Below are 15014 nucleotides of genomic sequence, written 5' to 3'. Positions count from 1 at the left end.
CAAAATGTTGCCCATGAGGACGGTGACAACGCCTTCCGCAAGTACTGGGCCGGCTGGCAGGTGGTCCCTGTTCGTCGGACCGGTGGGGCTCGTAATCGCAATCAGGGCTTCCTCGTGGTGGCGACAACGCCGCGGCGAGGATGTGGACAAGAGTTTAGGGTGTCGAGGGTCGACGCTACGAGCAGCTGGGATATTGCTATGAGCCGAGGACGAATTCGCTGCGAACCGGCGGGTTGAGATGGACGAGGTCGGTCGCGGTCTCGACGGGGATGGTGAGTGGGTCGTCCTGCCGGAACCGGGATGGGACCCGAATTCGCCACTTCCGACGGTGGCGATGGTCGGCGGCTGGAAGCTCGGCGAGTCCGGTAAACCTGGCCCGTTCCAACCCAACCCCCATTACAGCCCCCGCGATGCCGCCATGCCTACCGATCCCCTCGATGCGGTGCTGCGCCTTTTCGCCGCGGGCGGGGATGTCGGGCACCAGATCGTGCCCGCGGTGCTCGATGCGGTGCTGCAGATCGGATGTGACGATCGCGGTACGCCGCTGGTGGGTCACGCTCCGGACGGAGTGTTGTGCGTCGCGGTGGTCACAGCAGAGGCGCACAAGCGGCGGGTGGCGGCGGACCGCTGGCTGTCCGTCAGCGGCGATTGCCTGCCTGAGGTAACTCCGCCGGGGGTTGACATCCTGTTCAATCCTGGCGGGTCGGCTCAGTTCCGGCTCAGGGCCGGGATACTGCGGCGCGGGGAACGACGTGGCTGATGAGCAGACTCGCATGGCAATTCGAGCAGGTGAGCAAGCGGCTCAGTCAAGGCTTGAAGGAGGGGGCTGACGCAATCGGTGCCCGCCTGATCGACACCCGGGAGCGAATCGGGGCGGCTGCCCGGGAACTGGTCGATAACGATGGCGCGAACCGAATACCATGGCGCGACAACAACGTCGAGTTACGCGGTACCAGCGACGGCGCAAAGTCTTTGCGGTTCAATGCGCGTCAGGTGCGCAGCATCCCCCTGCGGGCGTCCGACGGCGAGGTCATCGGGGTATCGTTCCCATCGAAGGCCGACGATGCCAAGGAACTGCGTCAGTGGGCTCGCATGCCTAGACGGAACGCCGCCACCAAATACCAGGACGTGGAGATGATTCCCACGTACGACGGCGATGGTGTGAAGCACATGTGGGGTTTCGGCCCGTATAAGACGTCGCCCTGGGCCGACAGGGACACCATCTACGCACACGCCCACGGCAACACGGCCTCGTACGACGTGACAGTCAGCAGGTGGACCCTGTTCGGACGCCGGAGCACTGTTGTCGGCCTGGACGGTACGGAGTACGGCAAGTTGCTCGAGGCCAACAGGTACTTCAACCGAGCGGCGGGGGCCGCCAAGGACAAGGACCTCGTGCTGATCTCATGCTTCGCCGGATCTCCCGAGGGCTCCGCACTGGAGGGCACGGCGGGACATCTACATGAATCGGGCGCCCTCACCGGGAGGGTGCACGGGTTCATCAACGAGGTCATCTGGCCGTCCAATCCGGTCACCGGAGAGGCCGACCTCGGCGCCGCGCAGGTGACGGACGCCTCGGGCGATCCCATATCGCCGATTACGACGATCTCGCGCCCGTCCGGGGCAGATCCGCCGTAAGCGCTCCCTGGCGGCTGCTGCGCAAGCGAAAGCGCTTGCCGCGCTTCGAAATGGCACGCAGGCTGCTCGGTTGCCAGCGGGGCCTGATCCCGGTTGCGGGCGGGATTGCCCATGTTTGTGTTTCCCTGCCGATTCGTACCAGGGCAACTGTTCGACCTGTATGTTTCGGTTCGCGTTGGCGACACGGAGTGTTGTGCGGGTCGGGAAACGCACTCACCTGCGGAAACGTCGTCGCAGGTTGGTGCCCGGGCAGGATTCGTACCTGCGGCCTGGCCTTTAGGTGATGGTTACAGCCTCTTGGTGCCCCCGGCGGGGCGCTATAAGGATGGGACCGGCGCTGACCGGCGGTTTTCCTGGGGAACGCTGACGATTGAAACGGGTTTCGGCTATCCGAAGCCAAATTGAATGCGTCGGCCCTAAAAAAGCCTGCAGCTGATGGACGAACTCGGCGCGCGGACCGGCTGCCGCCGGATCGTGTCGTCGACTCGAACTACCCGATCAATGGGCCCTCTCGCAGCGGAATCTCGGTCACCGCCTCAGTGCGCAGTTGCACTTTGGAGACTGCATACCCCGGCGTTTCGGGCAACGCAGGTGCGCGCCTGTCGATGTCTGGAATCCAAGGTTTCAAGATGGCTGGGCGCGGGCGCCGGGAGGGGCGGGTGTCAGGCTGGAGGAAGGGGCCGATCGGAGAGGAGTGTTTAATGTCAAAGCCGAAGATTTTGTTCATCGTGAGCGGGGCCACGTACTGGGTGCTCGAGGACGGCACGAGGTACGCGACCGGTTACTGGGCCGAGGAGTTCGCCAACCCCTACAAGATGCTTACCGACGCAGGCTACGAAGTCGTCGTCGCCACTCCGGGTGGCACCACGCCGAATGTCGACATGATGAGCCTGCGCCCCTCGATGGCGGGCGGTGAACAGGCCGCGCTGGACCTGGAGGCGATCATCCGTGACGCGGAGGCTCTGCGTCGGCCGCTCGAGTTGTCGGACGTGCGCCTGGAGGACTACGTGGCGGTCTATTTGCCAGGCGGCCACGGCCCCATGGCCGACCTGGCGTTCGACGCCGATGCGGGCCGCCTGCTCACGGCGCAGCTGGAGTCGGGCAACCCGCTGTTCATCGTGTGCCACGCGCCGTCCGCGATGCTGGCCACCAGGATCCACGGCGTCTCGCCGTTCCAGGGCTACAACGTCACCGGCTTCTCCAACGAGGAGGAAGAGGCCGTCGGCCTCGCTTCACGGGCCACGTGGCTGCTGGAGACGGACCTGAAGGAGAAGGTCAAGGTCAACTACAGCCGCGGCCCCATCTGGGAGCCGTACATGGTCGAGGACCGTAACCTCGTCACCGGCCAGAACCCGCACTCCGCCGCGGTTCTGGGCGAGCGGATGCTGGAAATCCTGAAGTAGGAACGCGGACCGCCCAGCGGCCACCCAGCACAGAACGCCCCGATCCCTGACGTAGCATGCGCCAGGTCAGTAGCGCGCGCCGGTGGGGGCCGGGATGGCGTCGAGATCGGCCAGGTCGGCCCCGGACAGTTGGACGTTTGCCGCGCCCGCGTTGTCGATGAGGTACTTCGGGGTCTTTGTCCCCGGAATCGGCACGATGTGCTGTCCCTGAGCCATCAGCCAGGCCAGCGCCACCTGTGCCGGAGTCACCCCGATACGCTCGGCTACCCGGCGGACCTTCGCCGCAATGTCCAGGTTGGCGCGCAGATTGTCCTGCTGGAAGCGGGGCAGACGACGACGCTGGTCGCTCTGTGGCAGTTCATCGAAGGACGTGAAACGACCCGCCAGAAAACCACGGCCCAGCGGCGAGTACGGCAGGACGCCGATGCCGTGCTCCTCGCAGTACGGCAGGACTTCGGCCCGGACGTCCCGGGTCCACAGGGAGAACTCGGACTGCACGGTCGTGACCGGGTGCACGGCCTGGGCGCGCTGGATCTGCTCCACGTTCACCTCGGACAGGCCGAGGTAGCGAGCCTTGCCGGCGGTGACGGCCTCGGCCAGGGCGCCCCAGGTCTCCTCGATCGGGACCTCAGGGTCGACACGATGGAGCTGGTACAGCTCGACATGGTCCGTGCCCAGTCGGCGCAGGCTTGCGTCGATGGCAGCGCGGACGTGCTCGGGCCGGCCGTTGGGCCGCACCAGCGGTGATCCGCCGGGTCCGCCTGTCGGATCGATCGCTTCCATACCGACCTTGGTGGCGATCACTGCTCGGTTCCGGTGGCCGACCAGGGCCCGGCCCAGGAGTTCCTCGTTGGTGAACGGGCCGTAGACATCGGCTGTATCGATCAACGTCATCCCCAGTTCGAGGGCCTGGTGGATGACCGAGACAGAAGTGGCCTCGTCACGCGGGGTCGCCATGTCGTAGGCGAAGCTCATCCCCATCGCGCCCAAGCCGATGACGCCGACCTGCGGGCCCTGACTGCCAAGAGTGGTGGTACGCACTTCGTGTTCTGCCTTTCGTGCCGGTGCGAAGGATCGCCGCAGCCGACGAAAGCAGTCGACCGTTCAGCTATTCGGACCGTAAGCGGCGGATCCGCACTTGGGCCAGGACACGATTCCTTCCTTTGATAGGCCTGACCTCCCAGCACTCGTCGGTGCGGCATTCCCCCGATCGGGGGGCGAACCAGAACTTGCTGCGCCGTCGAAGATGGCCAGCTCTCGTGGGTTCGCCGTACGGGGCTGCGAACTTTTCGGCAACCCGTCGGATGCCTGGCGCCATCCTCGAGCGTTCAATCGCTCGCTCCGGTCACCACGAATAGGGTCTCGGTAATCCGAACGTCTTCTCTGCTTGTTGGAATTGCGCGGTGCGAGTAAACTCTTTCTGTATTGCTTGGCGTGTTTCTTTGTGGAGACGTCATGCTTGTTGTATCGGCGGTGTGGATAAATCAATTTATATATCGATAATCACGAGTTGTCGCGTGTCGTCACACAATTTGTCGGGATCGTCGACATGAGCACCAGCCAACCCGCCGGGCAAGAACTCGGGGGCGTGCACCGACTTGCCAAACGCAATATAACTGCGGCGGCTCGCACTCCGGCGAAAGGCCCTGCAGATGACAGCAACTCACGTGGTAGATGATCTCGGCCGGTTCGTTGTCGACACCAACTTCTCCGACATTCCCGCAGTGTCGCTGCAGATGCTCGAGCGCAATGTGCTGGACAGCATCGCGTGTGCGTTGGGAGCCCTCGACGGCGAGCTCATTCCCGCGATACGGGCACAGGCCGAACAATTCAGCAGCCGGCCCACCACCACGTTTATCGGTGGAGGGCGCACCTCGGTTGACCAAGCAGCGTTCTTCAATGCCGTGCTGGTGCGCTATCCCGATCTACTCGACACCTATTTGACTCCCGGCGGGCTGTGTCATCCCGCCGACAATTTCGGCGCCGTCCTCGCGATGGCCGAACACGTCGAGGCCACCGGCGCGGACTTCCTGCTGGCGTTGGCACTCGCCTATGAGGTGCAATGCCGGTTCAGCGCGCAGGTTCCGCTGATGGCGCGCGGGCTCAACCATGCGCTTCAGCTGGCGATGTCCGTTGCGGCCGGGGCATCGAAACTGCTCGGACTCGACGCGGACGGCACAGCGGCGGCCATCGCCGCGTCTACTGCTGACAACGTCTCACTGGCGGCGGTGCATACCGAACCCGTGTCGAACTGGAAGGGCATCTCGCCGGCCATTACCGGGATGCGCGCCGTTTATACAACGCTGTTGGCCGCGCGTGGAGTCACCGGCCCGAAAGCACTGATCGACGGTCCCCTCGGCCTGGTCCAACTGCTTGACCAGCCTATCGACTTCCGCACCGTCGACCATTCACTGACCGCTGTCGAACAGACCTATCTCAAACAGTACTGCTCGCTGATCCACGGCCAAGCGATCATCGACGCGATACTGGCAGTACGTGACGAGTACAACCTCAGCGGTGACGACGTCGCTCATGTGACCCTCGAGGTCTTCCAAGGCGCATACGACTTCGCGGGCGGCGGTAGTTATGGCGACAAAGACCACCCCTGGACCAAGGAACAGGCCGACTACAACCTGAAATACCTCAGCGCGGTGGCGCTTCTCGACGGGCAGGTCGGACCTGAACAGCTCGAGACCGCGCGAGTCCGCCGCAGCGATGTCCAAGATCTGCTGACCCGCGTCGACGTGCGGCCGGCCGCAGACTTGACCGCGGCCTACCCAGAACGGACTTCGGCCCGCGTACACGTCGCCTTGCACGACGGGCGCGGGTTGGACCGTGAGCAATCCGACTTCGAAGGATCCCCGACGCGGCCGATGTCGTGGGAACGTGTCATCGACAAGTTCCATTGGCTCGGTGAGCCGTTCGCCGATGACGGCCTCCGGGGGGACATCATCACTGCGGTCGAGCACCTGCAGGACATTCCGATCGCCGAGCTCACCAGGCTGCTCGGGGCAGTGAGTCCTGAGGCGCGCCGCCCCCGCAGCCGACAACGGTTATAGCGGGCGAGATTCAGCGGAGGGCCTTGCGGCCCGCGCACAATCGTGCCGAGTGCTTTCGAATTCACGATTGCGGCTGGTGCTGCGGCGGAATGAAGCTGGTCCAGAATTCGTGTCGGACCGCGTCCCACAGCTTCGCCAGTTCTGGAAACAGTTCGCGAACCTGCGCCAGGTCGGGGAAGTGGTCTGGGCCGAAGGAGGCGACCGGCGTGGCGTCCCGTGCATAGGTGACGGCAATGACTGCGATGATGTGGTGGCGGATCAAGCGCCAAGTCACCCGCAGGCCGTCGACTTCGGTTCTGCGCACGTCATCCATGTCCGGCACCCTCTTCCCGGTATCGACCGCTTGTTCCTTCGGCCACCAGTGCGGGCCGCCCCAGGATGGCGTGCGCTGAATCGGATTGTGAAGGTGGCCATTCGGTCACTGCCACAGTCTCCGCTGTGGTGCCGACCACGGTGCGTATCATGCGGTGTCCTTCCGAGATCCCCGACACGATTCGAATCCGGTCGTGACGCGGAGTCCAGGACGGTGCTCTTACCTCTGATCGGGCGGACTTTCCACGACAGCCGGCGAAGTATCGCCGCTGACGAGCGTGTCGCGGTGCGGATCGTCGACCGGTGTCCAACACGAGCCGGGCGGAGGGACAGTCCAGCGGTTGTTGCGGGCGAGCGTAACCAGCGACTCGACGGCGTGCCGAACGCTCACGCGGTCGTCGTCGGCGCGGTGCAATAGTGACCACGTCCACAGCGGAATCGGGTCGGCAACGGGACGGTGTCCGAGGGTGGGTGGTGTGACGGCGGTGTGGGCTTTGGGTGAGGCGAGGACGGGCGCCTTGATATCGCGGACGTGAGCGTAGAACGCGTCCCCGGTCACGCCGCCGTCGTCGATCTTCGCGATACTCGCGCCCACTTGGATCGCGAATTCGGTGGCGAACCGGTGCCATGACGACCAGGCCCATTCGTCGCTGTCGACCAGCACGGTGATGCCGGACTCGGACACCGGCTTGATTGAACTCACACCCGGGTAGACCGCCCCGAGAGGTTGTGCGCGAACCAGATGCGCGCTGAGCCCATGGGTATGGGCGGACCTCGCGCTGATCCAAGCCAGTGCGAGGTCGAGGCTGCCTTTGGCGACTCGCTCGGCCTGCACGTGGGACGGCAGCACCCATTCGTCGATACGCAGAGCCACCGTCGGGCCGAGACAGGCGATAACGTTGTCGGGCAACCAACTGACGTAGCCCAGCCGTAGCGGAATCGCCTCAGCCTCCCGCTGCCGGACTCGTTGCCGCGCACCGTCCGTGAGGGCGAGAACCTGACGTGCGTCTTCGAGCAGTGATCGCCCGGCTTCGGTCAGTTGTACACTGCGCCGGTCGCGGCGGAACAGTTGCACTCCGAGATCTCGTTCCAGGGCGATGATCTGCTGGGATAGCGCAGGGCCCGAAATGTACACCCGCTCAGCGGCGCGGCCGAAGTGGAGTTCCTCGGCTACAGCGACAAAATAGCGCAGCTGCCGCAGTTCCATCCATCGATCGTAGTGTCCGACTGCGGCAGGCGCGGACGCCTACCCGTGTGGCCGACTATTCCGTTGTCAACAACAGCGCGGAGGGATTGTGAGCCCGCACCTGCGGCGCGAAGCAGCGGCGGCAATCTGTTCGGGCAAAACCAGCTCACGTACCCGAGCTGCGATGGCTATGTGGTCAGCGCCGTCTCGTGTGTCCTCAGTGCTGCGGCCCGCCGGCGAAGCGCGACCCGGGTGCAGCGCGCTCCGGGTGAGAGGCAACGCCGAACAGAGATAGAAGATCGGTCGTGGCCCCACTGCGCGTGATGCGCTTGCCTGGTTCAGTGACGACAACCGAGACCCACACCCGACCACAGGCTGCCCGGCACCGCCTCGCGTTGGCCGCGATCTGCATCGGCTTCCTCATGATCACCCTCGACGCGACGATCGTGAACGTCACGCTGCCGACGATCCAGAACGCCATCGGCGGTAGCCTCGGTGCCCTGCAGTGGGTCGCCGACGCCTATACCGTGGCTCTCGCGGCGGTGCTGCTCACCGCTGGGACCGCCGCCGACCGCCGTGGGGCCCGGCAGGTCTTCCTGGCCGGCCTCGTCGTGTTCGTGGTGGCGTCCGCGATGTGTGCGTTATCCACGAACATGACCATGCTCGTCGCCGCCAGGTTGTTGCAGGGGGTGGGCGCGGCCGGGCTGCTGCCGCCCTCGCTGACACTGATCGTGCACGAGTTCCCCGACCCCAAGCGACGTGCGCACGCACTCGGCATCTGGGGCGGGATGAGCGGTATCGGGCTCACCGCAGGCCCGGTGCTCGGTGGCCTCGCCGTCGCTACGATCGGCTGGCGGTCGATCTTCCTGGTCAACGTGCCAGTGGGGCTGGCCGCGATCGTGCTGACCGTGCGCACGGTGTCCGAAACACCACGGCAGCCCGGTGCCCGCTTCGACTGGGCCGGTCAGTTACTCAGCATCGTCGCGCTGGGCACGCTCGCCGCGGGTCTGATCGAGGTCGGCCAACTCGGCTGGTCCCATCCGATGGTCGTGACACTGCTCGTGACCGGGCTGGTCGCCGCGGCTGTGTTCGTGCTCGCCGAACACAGGACCCAGGCGCCGATGCTGCCACTGCGGGTATTCGGCAACCATCGGTTCAGCAGCGCCAATGGGATCGGCTTGCTGTTCAACTTCTGCCTCTACGGTTCGCTGCTGTGCATCCCGTTGTACCTGCAGCAGAGCCGACATCAGTCCGCGCTGGCGGCGGGCCTGCTACTGGTGCCGATGACCGCGATCGTCGGGATCAACGCTTTCTACGGCGGCAAGCTCACCGGAAGGGTCGGCGCGCGGATCCCGATGCTGCTCGGCGCGAGCGCCGGCGTCGTGGGGGCGGTGCTGCTGGCCTTCCTCGGTGACAACACATCGCTGGCGTGGTTCTTCGCCGGGTCGGCGATGTTCGGGTTCATTTCGCTCGCCATGCCCTCGATGACTTCGGTGGCGATGCAGGCGCTGCCCGCGAGCCAGGCCGGGATGGCCAGTGGCGTATTGAACGCCGCTCGCCAAACCGGCAGCGCGCTCGGCATCGCGCTGCTCGGATCGCTGCTGTCCACCAGATCCGGAGGGGTCTCGATCCACCGGCCGTTCGCGGTCGTCGCGATCGCGTTCGGCGTGACCGCCGTGCTGGCTGTGCTCGCGACCGCCGACGTCCATCGGGCAGGACAGTCCGGCCGCGCACCCGCACGCCGTGAGCACCAGAAGTCATGACCGTCCCGGAGCCGGGAACCAGGTGATTGCCCGACTGTTGCCCTGGTGCGACCCGAAGATCCGGCGGGAGCATGGACATCAGCAACCATCCCGCTGGCCGACTTTACGAATTCGCCGATCGAGGAGGCGCCGACGATGGAGTTCCTGGTGACCATGACCACCCACGTGCCGGACGGCACGCCGAATGAAGAAGTCGAACGCGTCCGTGCTCGCGAAGCCGCCCGTTCTCGCGAACTTGCCGACGAGGGCCGACTGCTACGGCTGTGGCGCCCTCCGCTCCAGCCTGGCCAATGGCAAACGCTCGGGCTCTTCGCCGCCGAGGACGCGGAGCAATTGGAGATGACGCTCGCCTCGATGCCGCTGCGCGTCTGGCGCACCGACGAGGTCACCCCCCTGTCCCCGCACCCGAACGATCCGGCGAACACCCGAACCTGATGCCCACCGCCGTCTCCCGGCACCTCGCCGAAATCATCACCGGCTCCGACCAACTCTGATCATCCGATTCCAGAAATGAGCAATCTGCCATGAATTCGACACGAAAAGTCGCAATCGTCACCGGCGCGTCCCAGGGCATCGGGGCGGCACTGGTCCCCGCCTATCGCAAGCTCGGCTACGCCGTTGTCGCGACCGCCCGCTCCATCGGCCCGTCCAATGATTCCGAGGTACTTGCCGTGCCCGGCGATCTTTCCCGGCCGGGTACCGGCGCGCAGGTCGTCGAGCGTGCGCTGGCCCGGTTCGGCCGGATCGACACGCTGGTGAACAACGCCGGGATCTTCATCGGCAAGCCGTTCACCGACTACACCGACGCCGACTATGACGCCGTCACCGGAGTCAACCTGCGCGGCTTCTTCGACATCTCGCGCGGCACCGTCGCCGCGATGCTCGCCGCGGGCAGCGGGGGGCACGTGGTGAACATCTCCACTTCGCTGGTCGATCACGCCAACTCACAGGTGCCCTCGGCGCTGGCCTCGCTCACCAAGGGCGGACTGACCGCTGTGACCAAATCGCTGGCGATCGAGTACGCGGCCCGTGGTATCCGGGTCAATGCCGTGGCGCTGGGCACCATCCGCACGCCCATGCACTCGCCCGAAACGTACGACACCCTTGCCGCACTGCACCCGATCGGTCGGCTGGGTGAGATCGGCGACGTCGTCGAAGCGATCGTCTATCTGGAGCAGGCACGGTTCGTCACCGGGGAGATCCTGCACGTCGACGGCGGCCAGAGCGCGGGCCACTGAACTCGAGACAGAGGTGTCGATGAACAGCACGGAGCACAGCATGACAAACAACAAGGCAGCCGACGACAAGATCCTGCGCGATGTGCTGGACCGCTGGAAGTCCGCGGTCGATGCACACGAACCCCATCGCGTCGCCGACAATTTCACCGAAGACGCGATTTTTCAGGGACTGCACCCGTACACGGTCGGACGGCAGGGAATCGCTGATTACTACGATTCGCAGCCGCTCGGCATGACGGCCGTGTACCGAATTCTGGAGATTCGTCGCCTCGCCGACGACCTCGTCCTCGGCTACCTGAGCGTCGATTTCTCGTTCACCGACCGACCGACCCTCTCGGTGTATCTGTCCGTGCTGGTGACCCATTCGCCGAACGGTAGCCAGATCTGCCACTACCAGGTATCCAAACTCGATTGACCAGGCACCACCTTTGCCCGAACACACTGCAAGGCAAGGCAAAGTGCGTTGCATCCGCACCGCCTCGTACCCCATTCGGGTAAGTAGGACGCGGGGCTACGACACGATCAGCCGATCCCGGAATTCCTGCACGCCTACAGAACTCGTCGGTACCAGTCGCCGCTCGAACGCGGTCACGGTCGCCGGGTCCGGCGGCGGGACCATGGGCAGTGCGGTGATGACCTGTTCGGCAAAGTCGCGCAGTTTGCAGCCGCCGATTATCGCAAGAACATCACCGCCGAGTGATGGCGCCGGCCTCAGCGACGCAGTGCCGATACGGCCCCGCGAACCATCCGTCACACCCCTTGCCTCGCGACTGGGCTTCAGTTCGTTGACCTGCAGTGTTAGCTGTCAGCAACCCCCGATGGTTCGAACCTGCGACGTACGACCTGCGGTTTCTGGAACATCCACTAGCTCCGTGCTCGCGGACCTGCTCTGACCTGCAGAAACATGTCGCAGGTTGGTGCCCCCGGCAGGATTCGAACCTGCGGCCTACCCTTTAGGAGAGGGTTGCTCTATCCCCTGAGCTACGGAGGCTGGCCGGTGGTGGGATGGGCACCGGGCTCGGGCGAGTCTACCCGGTTGGGGGTGGATGTGTGGTATCTCGGGTCAGGAGTGGGCGGGGGCGGTGGACTCTTCGTAGTCGGTGGGGGTGAATTTCCTTGTCTTCCAACGGAAGAGGAGGGTGGCGCCGGGCCAGTTGTTGGTGATGCGGCCCGACGTGTTGCGGTACCAGCTGGAGCAGAAGTTCCAGGGGGTGTCCTTCAGGCGGCGCTGGAGCCAGTCGTCCCAGGACTGTTCGACGGTCGCGCGGGCGGACAGATAGTGGCCGGGGCGGGTGGACAGGTACTGGACGATCCGGCGGATGTACCGGGCCTGGGATTCGAGCATGTAGATGATCGAGCCCGCGCCGACGTTGGTGTTGGGGCCGTACATCAGGAACAGGTTCGGGAAGTCCGGCACCGACATGCCCAGGTAGGCGCGCGCACCCTCGGGGGCCCAGACGTCGGCGAGTTTGCGGCCGGCGCGGCCGTAGATGTGCATCGGGGCGAGGAATTCGGTGCCCTTGAATCCGGTGCCGTAGACGATGACGTCCACCTCGTGCTCGACGCCGTCGGCGGTGCGGATGCCGTTCGGGGTGACCGCCTCGATCGCGGTGGTCTCCACGGTGACGTTGGGCTGGCTCAGCGCGGGGAAGTACTCGTTGGAGAACAGGCCGCGCTTACATCCGGCGGCGTAGTCGGGGGTGAGCTTGCTGCGCAGTTCCGGATCCGGAACCTGTTGTTCGCGATGGCGATCCGCGATCGCGATCACCGGGCCCTTGATGCCGGGAATGTCGGTGAGCGCGAGCGCCATCACCTCGAAGAACAGCCAGATCGCGAACCGCTCGGCCCATCGGCTCGGCGGGAAGTAGCTGAACAGCGCGTGGTGGAAACCGGTGTACTCGGTGTCGAATTTCGGCAGTACCCAGGCCGCCGAACGCTGGAAAAGCGTCAGATGCGCGGCCTGCGGCTGGATCGCCGGAATGTATTGGATCGCACTGGCTCCCGTGCCGATGCAGGCGATCCGCTTACCGGTCAGGTCGACGCTGTGATCCCATTCGGCGGAGTGGAACGCGGCGCCGGTGAAGGTGTCGATGCCCGGGATGTTGGGCAGCGCCGGACGTGACAGCTGGCCGACCGCGGGGATCAGCACGTCCGCGGTGAGGGTGCTGCCGTCGGCGGTGCGGACCTGCCAGATTCCCTGCTGCTCATCGAATTCCGCGTCGGTGACCTCGGTGCCGAACCGGATCTTCTCGGGCAGCGCGTATTTGGCCGCCACCGAACGCATATACGTGTGGATGTCGCCCTGCTGCGAAAAGCGCCGCGGCCAATCGTTTTTCGGCTCGAATGACCACGAGTACAGCGGTGAGGGAACGTCGCAGGCGGCGTTGGGGTAGGTGTTCTCCCGCCAGACCCCGCCGAGATCGGCGGCCTTCTCCAGGATCGTGAAATTGTCCAGGCCGTTGCGCTTCAGCTCGAGCGCCATGCCGAGCCCGGCGAATCCGGCTCCGATGATGAGAATGGACGGCGTGCGGGTCATAACCCGAGATTATGTGGTCGAACCGGGTTTTCTAGGGCAACCCCGGACATTCGATCAATATTTTCGGCCAACCTGCACGGGCGAGTGCCGCTGATTCACCCGACCCGACTCTGCCGCGCCGAGCTATTATCTGCGTATGAATGCAGATAGCGAGATGGGGCGTTCGCTGATCGAGGAGGACCAGGTCCGGCTGGTCGTCGAGGTGTTCCGCATGCTCGCCGATCCGACGCGCGTGCAGTTGCTGTGGGTGCTCGCCGGTGGTGAACTCCCGGTCAACGATCTGGCCGCGCGGGTCGGCAAACCTGCGCCCTCGGTCTCGCAGCATCTGGCCAAACTGCGGATGGCCCGGCTGGTCAGCACCCGCCGGTCCGGTACCTCGATCTATTACGCCCTGGAGAACGAGCACGTGCGCCAGCTCGTCGTGGACGCGGTGCACAACGCCGAGCACGCCGGTCCGGGAGTTCCGGCGCATCATCGTGCCGTCGCGTCGGTCCGGGAATTCCCGCGCACGGAGGTGGCGGGCGAATGAGCAACGCACACAACGAGGTTCGGCATTCGCACGAGCGTGACGAACATTCGCACGGGCGCGGTGAGCATTCGCGCGGTGAGTCGCATACGCATGGCGGACACTCCCACACGCACGGACCGCACAGCCATTCGCACGGTGTGCGCGGGGTGCTGCGCGAGCTGCTCGTGCCGCACAGTCATGACGCCGCCGACAGCATCGATGACGTGCTCGAATCCAGTTCCGCGGGCATCCGGGCGGTGAAGATCAGCCTGGTGGTGCTGGGCCTGACGGCGGCGGTGCAGGTGGCGATCGTGCTGCTGTCCGGGTCGGTGGCATTGGCGGCCGACACGATCCACAACGTCTCCGACGCGTTGACCGCGGTGCCGCTGTGGATAGCGTTCGCGCTGGGGCGGCGGGGTGCGACGCGCCGGTACACCTACGGGTTCGGGCGAGCGGAGGACCTGGCCGGGTTGTTCGTCATCGTGGTGATCGCGCTGTCGGCGCTGCTGGCCGGATACGAGGCGGTGTGGCGGCTGATCCATCCGTTGCCGCTGGAACATCTGGGCTGGGTGGCGGCCGCCGGACTGGCCGGATTCGCGGGCAACGAGATCGTCGCGCTGTATCGGATCCGGGTCGGGCGGCGGATCGGTTCGGCCGCGCTGGTGGCCGACGGACTGCACGCCCGCATCGACGGCCTCACCTCCCTGGCGGTGCTGATCGGGGCCGGTGGCGTCGCGATGGGATTCGCGCTCGCCGATCCGATCGTCGGGCTGCTGATCACCGTGGCCATTCTCGGCGTGCTGCGGACCGCGGCGCGGGATGTGTTCGCCCGCTTGATGGATGCGGTCGATCCGGCCCTGATCGCCACGGCCGAAAGCGCTTTGGCGGCCGAACGCGGCGTGCTCCGCGTGCGGAGTGTGCGCATGCGCTGGCTGGGACACCGTCTGCACGCCGACGCCGAACTCGACATCGACCCCGACACCAGCCTGGCCGAGGCGCATCGCATCGCCCACGAGGCGGAGCACACGCTCGCGCACGCGGTGCCACGGCTGGATCACGCATTGGTGCACGCGTATCCGGGACATGCCTGAGGTACATTGCGCCACTGAGCCATTCGAGAGTTTCGCCGCCGAGCGTATGCGTTGTCGGGGTGCACTCGGCGATCGGAAGGGCGTGGGGGATCGGGCGCTGCTGCGGGACCGCGCATCGGTCGTGTTGTGGCGCATCGCAATCGGCATGAGGGGTCGGCGTTTTCCGCGGCCGCGCTGGTTTGCGCGGTATTCGCCAGGTGCAGGGCCTTGGTGAGCTGGGGGATCGGTCGATTCGGTGCTGCGGTTGGGTGCCACCGGCCTGCGTTCGAGCGCGGCCGAC

General features: G+C 65.5%; 13 protein-coding genes, 1 tRNA gene and 1 pseudogene. 10 read left to right on the top strand and 5 right to left on the bottom strand.

Annotated elements, in window-relative coordinates; all coding sequences use genetic code 11:
• Window positions 1–238 precede the first annotated feature (238 nt).
• The 3 genes from AC5WS7_RS30020 to AC5WS7_RS30010 all read left to right on the top strand — a co-directional run bounded on the left by AC5WS7_RS30020 (window position 239) and on the right by AC5WS7_RS30010 (window position 3041).
• On the top strand, window positions 239–760 hold the full coding sequence (locus tag AC5WS7_RS30020) for a type VII secretion system-associated protein (protein ID WP_495957959.1): 522 nt from the start codon (window positions 239–241) through the stop codon (window positions 758–760).
• A 29-nt stretch (window positions 761–789) separates the two neighbouring features.
• Window positions 790–1638, top strand: a complete 849-nt coding sequence (locus AC5WS7_RS30015; RefSeq protein WP_495957958.1) for a hypothetical protein — start codon at window positions 790–792, stop codon at window positions 1636–1638.
• 701 nt (window positions 1639–2339) lie between these two features.
• Window positions 2340–3041, top strand: a complete 702-nt coding sequence (locus AC5WS7_RS30010) for a type 1 glutamine amidotransferase domain-containing protein (RefSeq protein WP_495957957.1) — start codon at window positions 2340–2342, stop codon at window positions 3039–3041.
• A 66-nt stretch (window positions 3042–3107) separates the two neighbouring features.
• Here AC5WS7_RS30010 and AC5WS7_RS30005 read toward each other — a convergent pair whose 3' ends face one another.
• Window positions 3108–4082 (bottom strand): aldo/keto reductase, encoded by a 975-nt coding sequence (locus AC5WS7_RS30005; RefSeq protein ID WP_495957956.1) that lies wholly within the window; start codon window positions 4080–4082, stop codon window positions 3108–3110.
• 626 nt (window positions 4083–4708) lie between these two features.
• On the opposite strand from AC5WS7_RS30005, the gene AC5WS7_RS30000 reads away from it, so the two are divergent.
• Entirely contained in the window at window positions 4709–6100 is a 1392-nt protein-coding gene (locus AC5WS7_RS30000) for an MmgE/PrpD family protein (RefSeq protein ID WP_495957955.1), read from the top strand.
• A 61-nt stretch (window positions 6101–6161) separates the two neighbouring features.
• On the opposite strand, the gene AC5WS7_RS29995 is transcribed toward AC5WS7_RS30000, so the two are convergent.
• A complete protein-coding gene (locus tag AC5WS7_RS29995) occupies window positions 6162–6413 on the bottom strand; it encodes a hypothetical protein (RefSeq protein WP_495957954.1) in 252 nt (83 codons plus the stop codon).
• A 219-nt stretch (window positions 6414–6632) separates the two neighbouring features.
• Window positions 6633–7619: a LysR family transcriptional regulator gene (locus tag AC5WS7_RS29990; RefSeq protein ID WP_495957953.1), complete on the bottom strand. Its 987-nt coding sequence runs from the start codon at window positions 7617–7619 to the stop codon at window positions 6633–6635.
• A gap of 320 nt (window positions 7620–7939) precedes the next feature.
• Between AC5WS7_RS29990 and AC5WS7_RS29985 the strand changes: the two genes are divergently transcribed.
• The 4 genes and pseudogenes from AC5WS7_RS29985 to AC5WS7_RS29970 all read left to right on the top strand — a co-directional run bounded on the left by AC5WS7_RS29985 (window position 7940) and on the right by AC5WS7_RS29970 (window position 11014).
• Entirely contained in the window at window positions 7940–9361 is a 1422-nt protein-coding gene (locus tag AC5WS7_RS29985; protein ID WP_495957952.1) for an MFS transporter, read from the top strand.
• 135 nt (window positions 9362–9496) lie between these two features.
• Window positions 9497–9778 (top strand): annotated as a pseudogene (locus AC5WS7_RS29980) (muconolactone Delta-isomerase family protein); the annotation flags it as partial.
• 107 nt (window positions 9779–9885) lie between these two features.
• Entirely contained in the window at window positions 9886–10599 is a 714-nt protein-coding gene (locus AC5WS7_RS29975) for an SDR family NAD(P)-dependent oxidoreductase (protein ID WP_222966129.1), read from the top strand.
• A gap of 40 nt (window positions 10600–10639) precedes the next feature.
• Window positions 10640–11014, top strand: a complete 375-nt coding sequence (locus AC5WS7_RS29970; RefSeq protein ID WP_495957951.1) for a nuclear transport factor 2 family protein — start codon at window positions 10640–10642, stop codon at window positions 11012–11014.
• Window positions 11015–11514: 500 nt separating this feature from the next.
• Here AC5WS7_RS29970 and AC5WS7_RS29965 read toward each other — a convergent pair.
• Together AC5WS7_RS29965 and AC5WS7_RS29960 are read right to left on the bottom strand one after the other, a co-directional pair.
• A tRNA-Arg gene (locus AC5WS7_RS29965) sits at window positions 11515–11590 on the bottom strand.
• A gap of 72 nt (window positions 11591–11662) precedes the next feature.
• Window positions 11663–13135, bottom strand: coding sequence for a flavin-containing monooxygenase (locus AC5WS7_RS29960; protein ID WP_495957950.1), 1473 nt, complete (start codon window positions 13133–13135; stop codon window positions 11663–11665).
• Window positions 13136–13271: 136 nt separating this feature from the next.
• On the opposite strand from AC5WS7_RS29960, the gene AC5WS7_RS29955 reads away from it, so the two are divergent.
• Window positions 13272–13664, top strand: a complete 393-nt coding sequence (locus AC5WS7_RS29955; RefSeq protein ID WP_495957949.1) for an ArsR/SmtB family transcription factor — start codon at window positions 13272–13274, stop codon at window positions 13662–13664.
• Window positions 13661–14734, top strand: coding sequence for a cation diffusion facilitator family transporter (locus tag AC5WS7_RS29950; RefSeq protein ID WP_495957948.1), 1074 nt, complete (start codon window positions 13661–13663; stop codon window positions 14732–14734). Before AC5WS7_RS29955 ends, AC5WS7_RS29950 begins: the two co-directional genes overlap by 4 nt.
• The last annotated feature ends 280 nt before the right edge of the window (window positions 14735–15014 follow it).

It is taken from the genome of Nocardia sp. PLKS1-43 (assembly GCF_059510335.1).
Note: the sequence above shows the minus strand (reverse complement) of the source record. Positions and strands in the feature narration are given on the sequence as shown.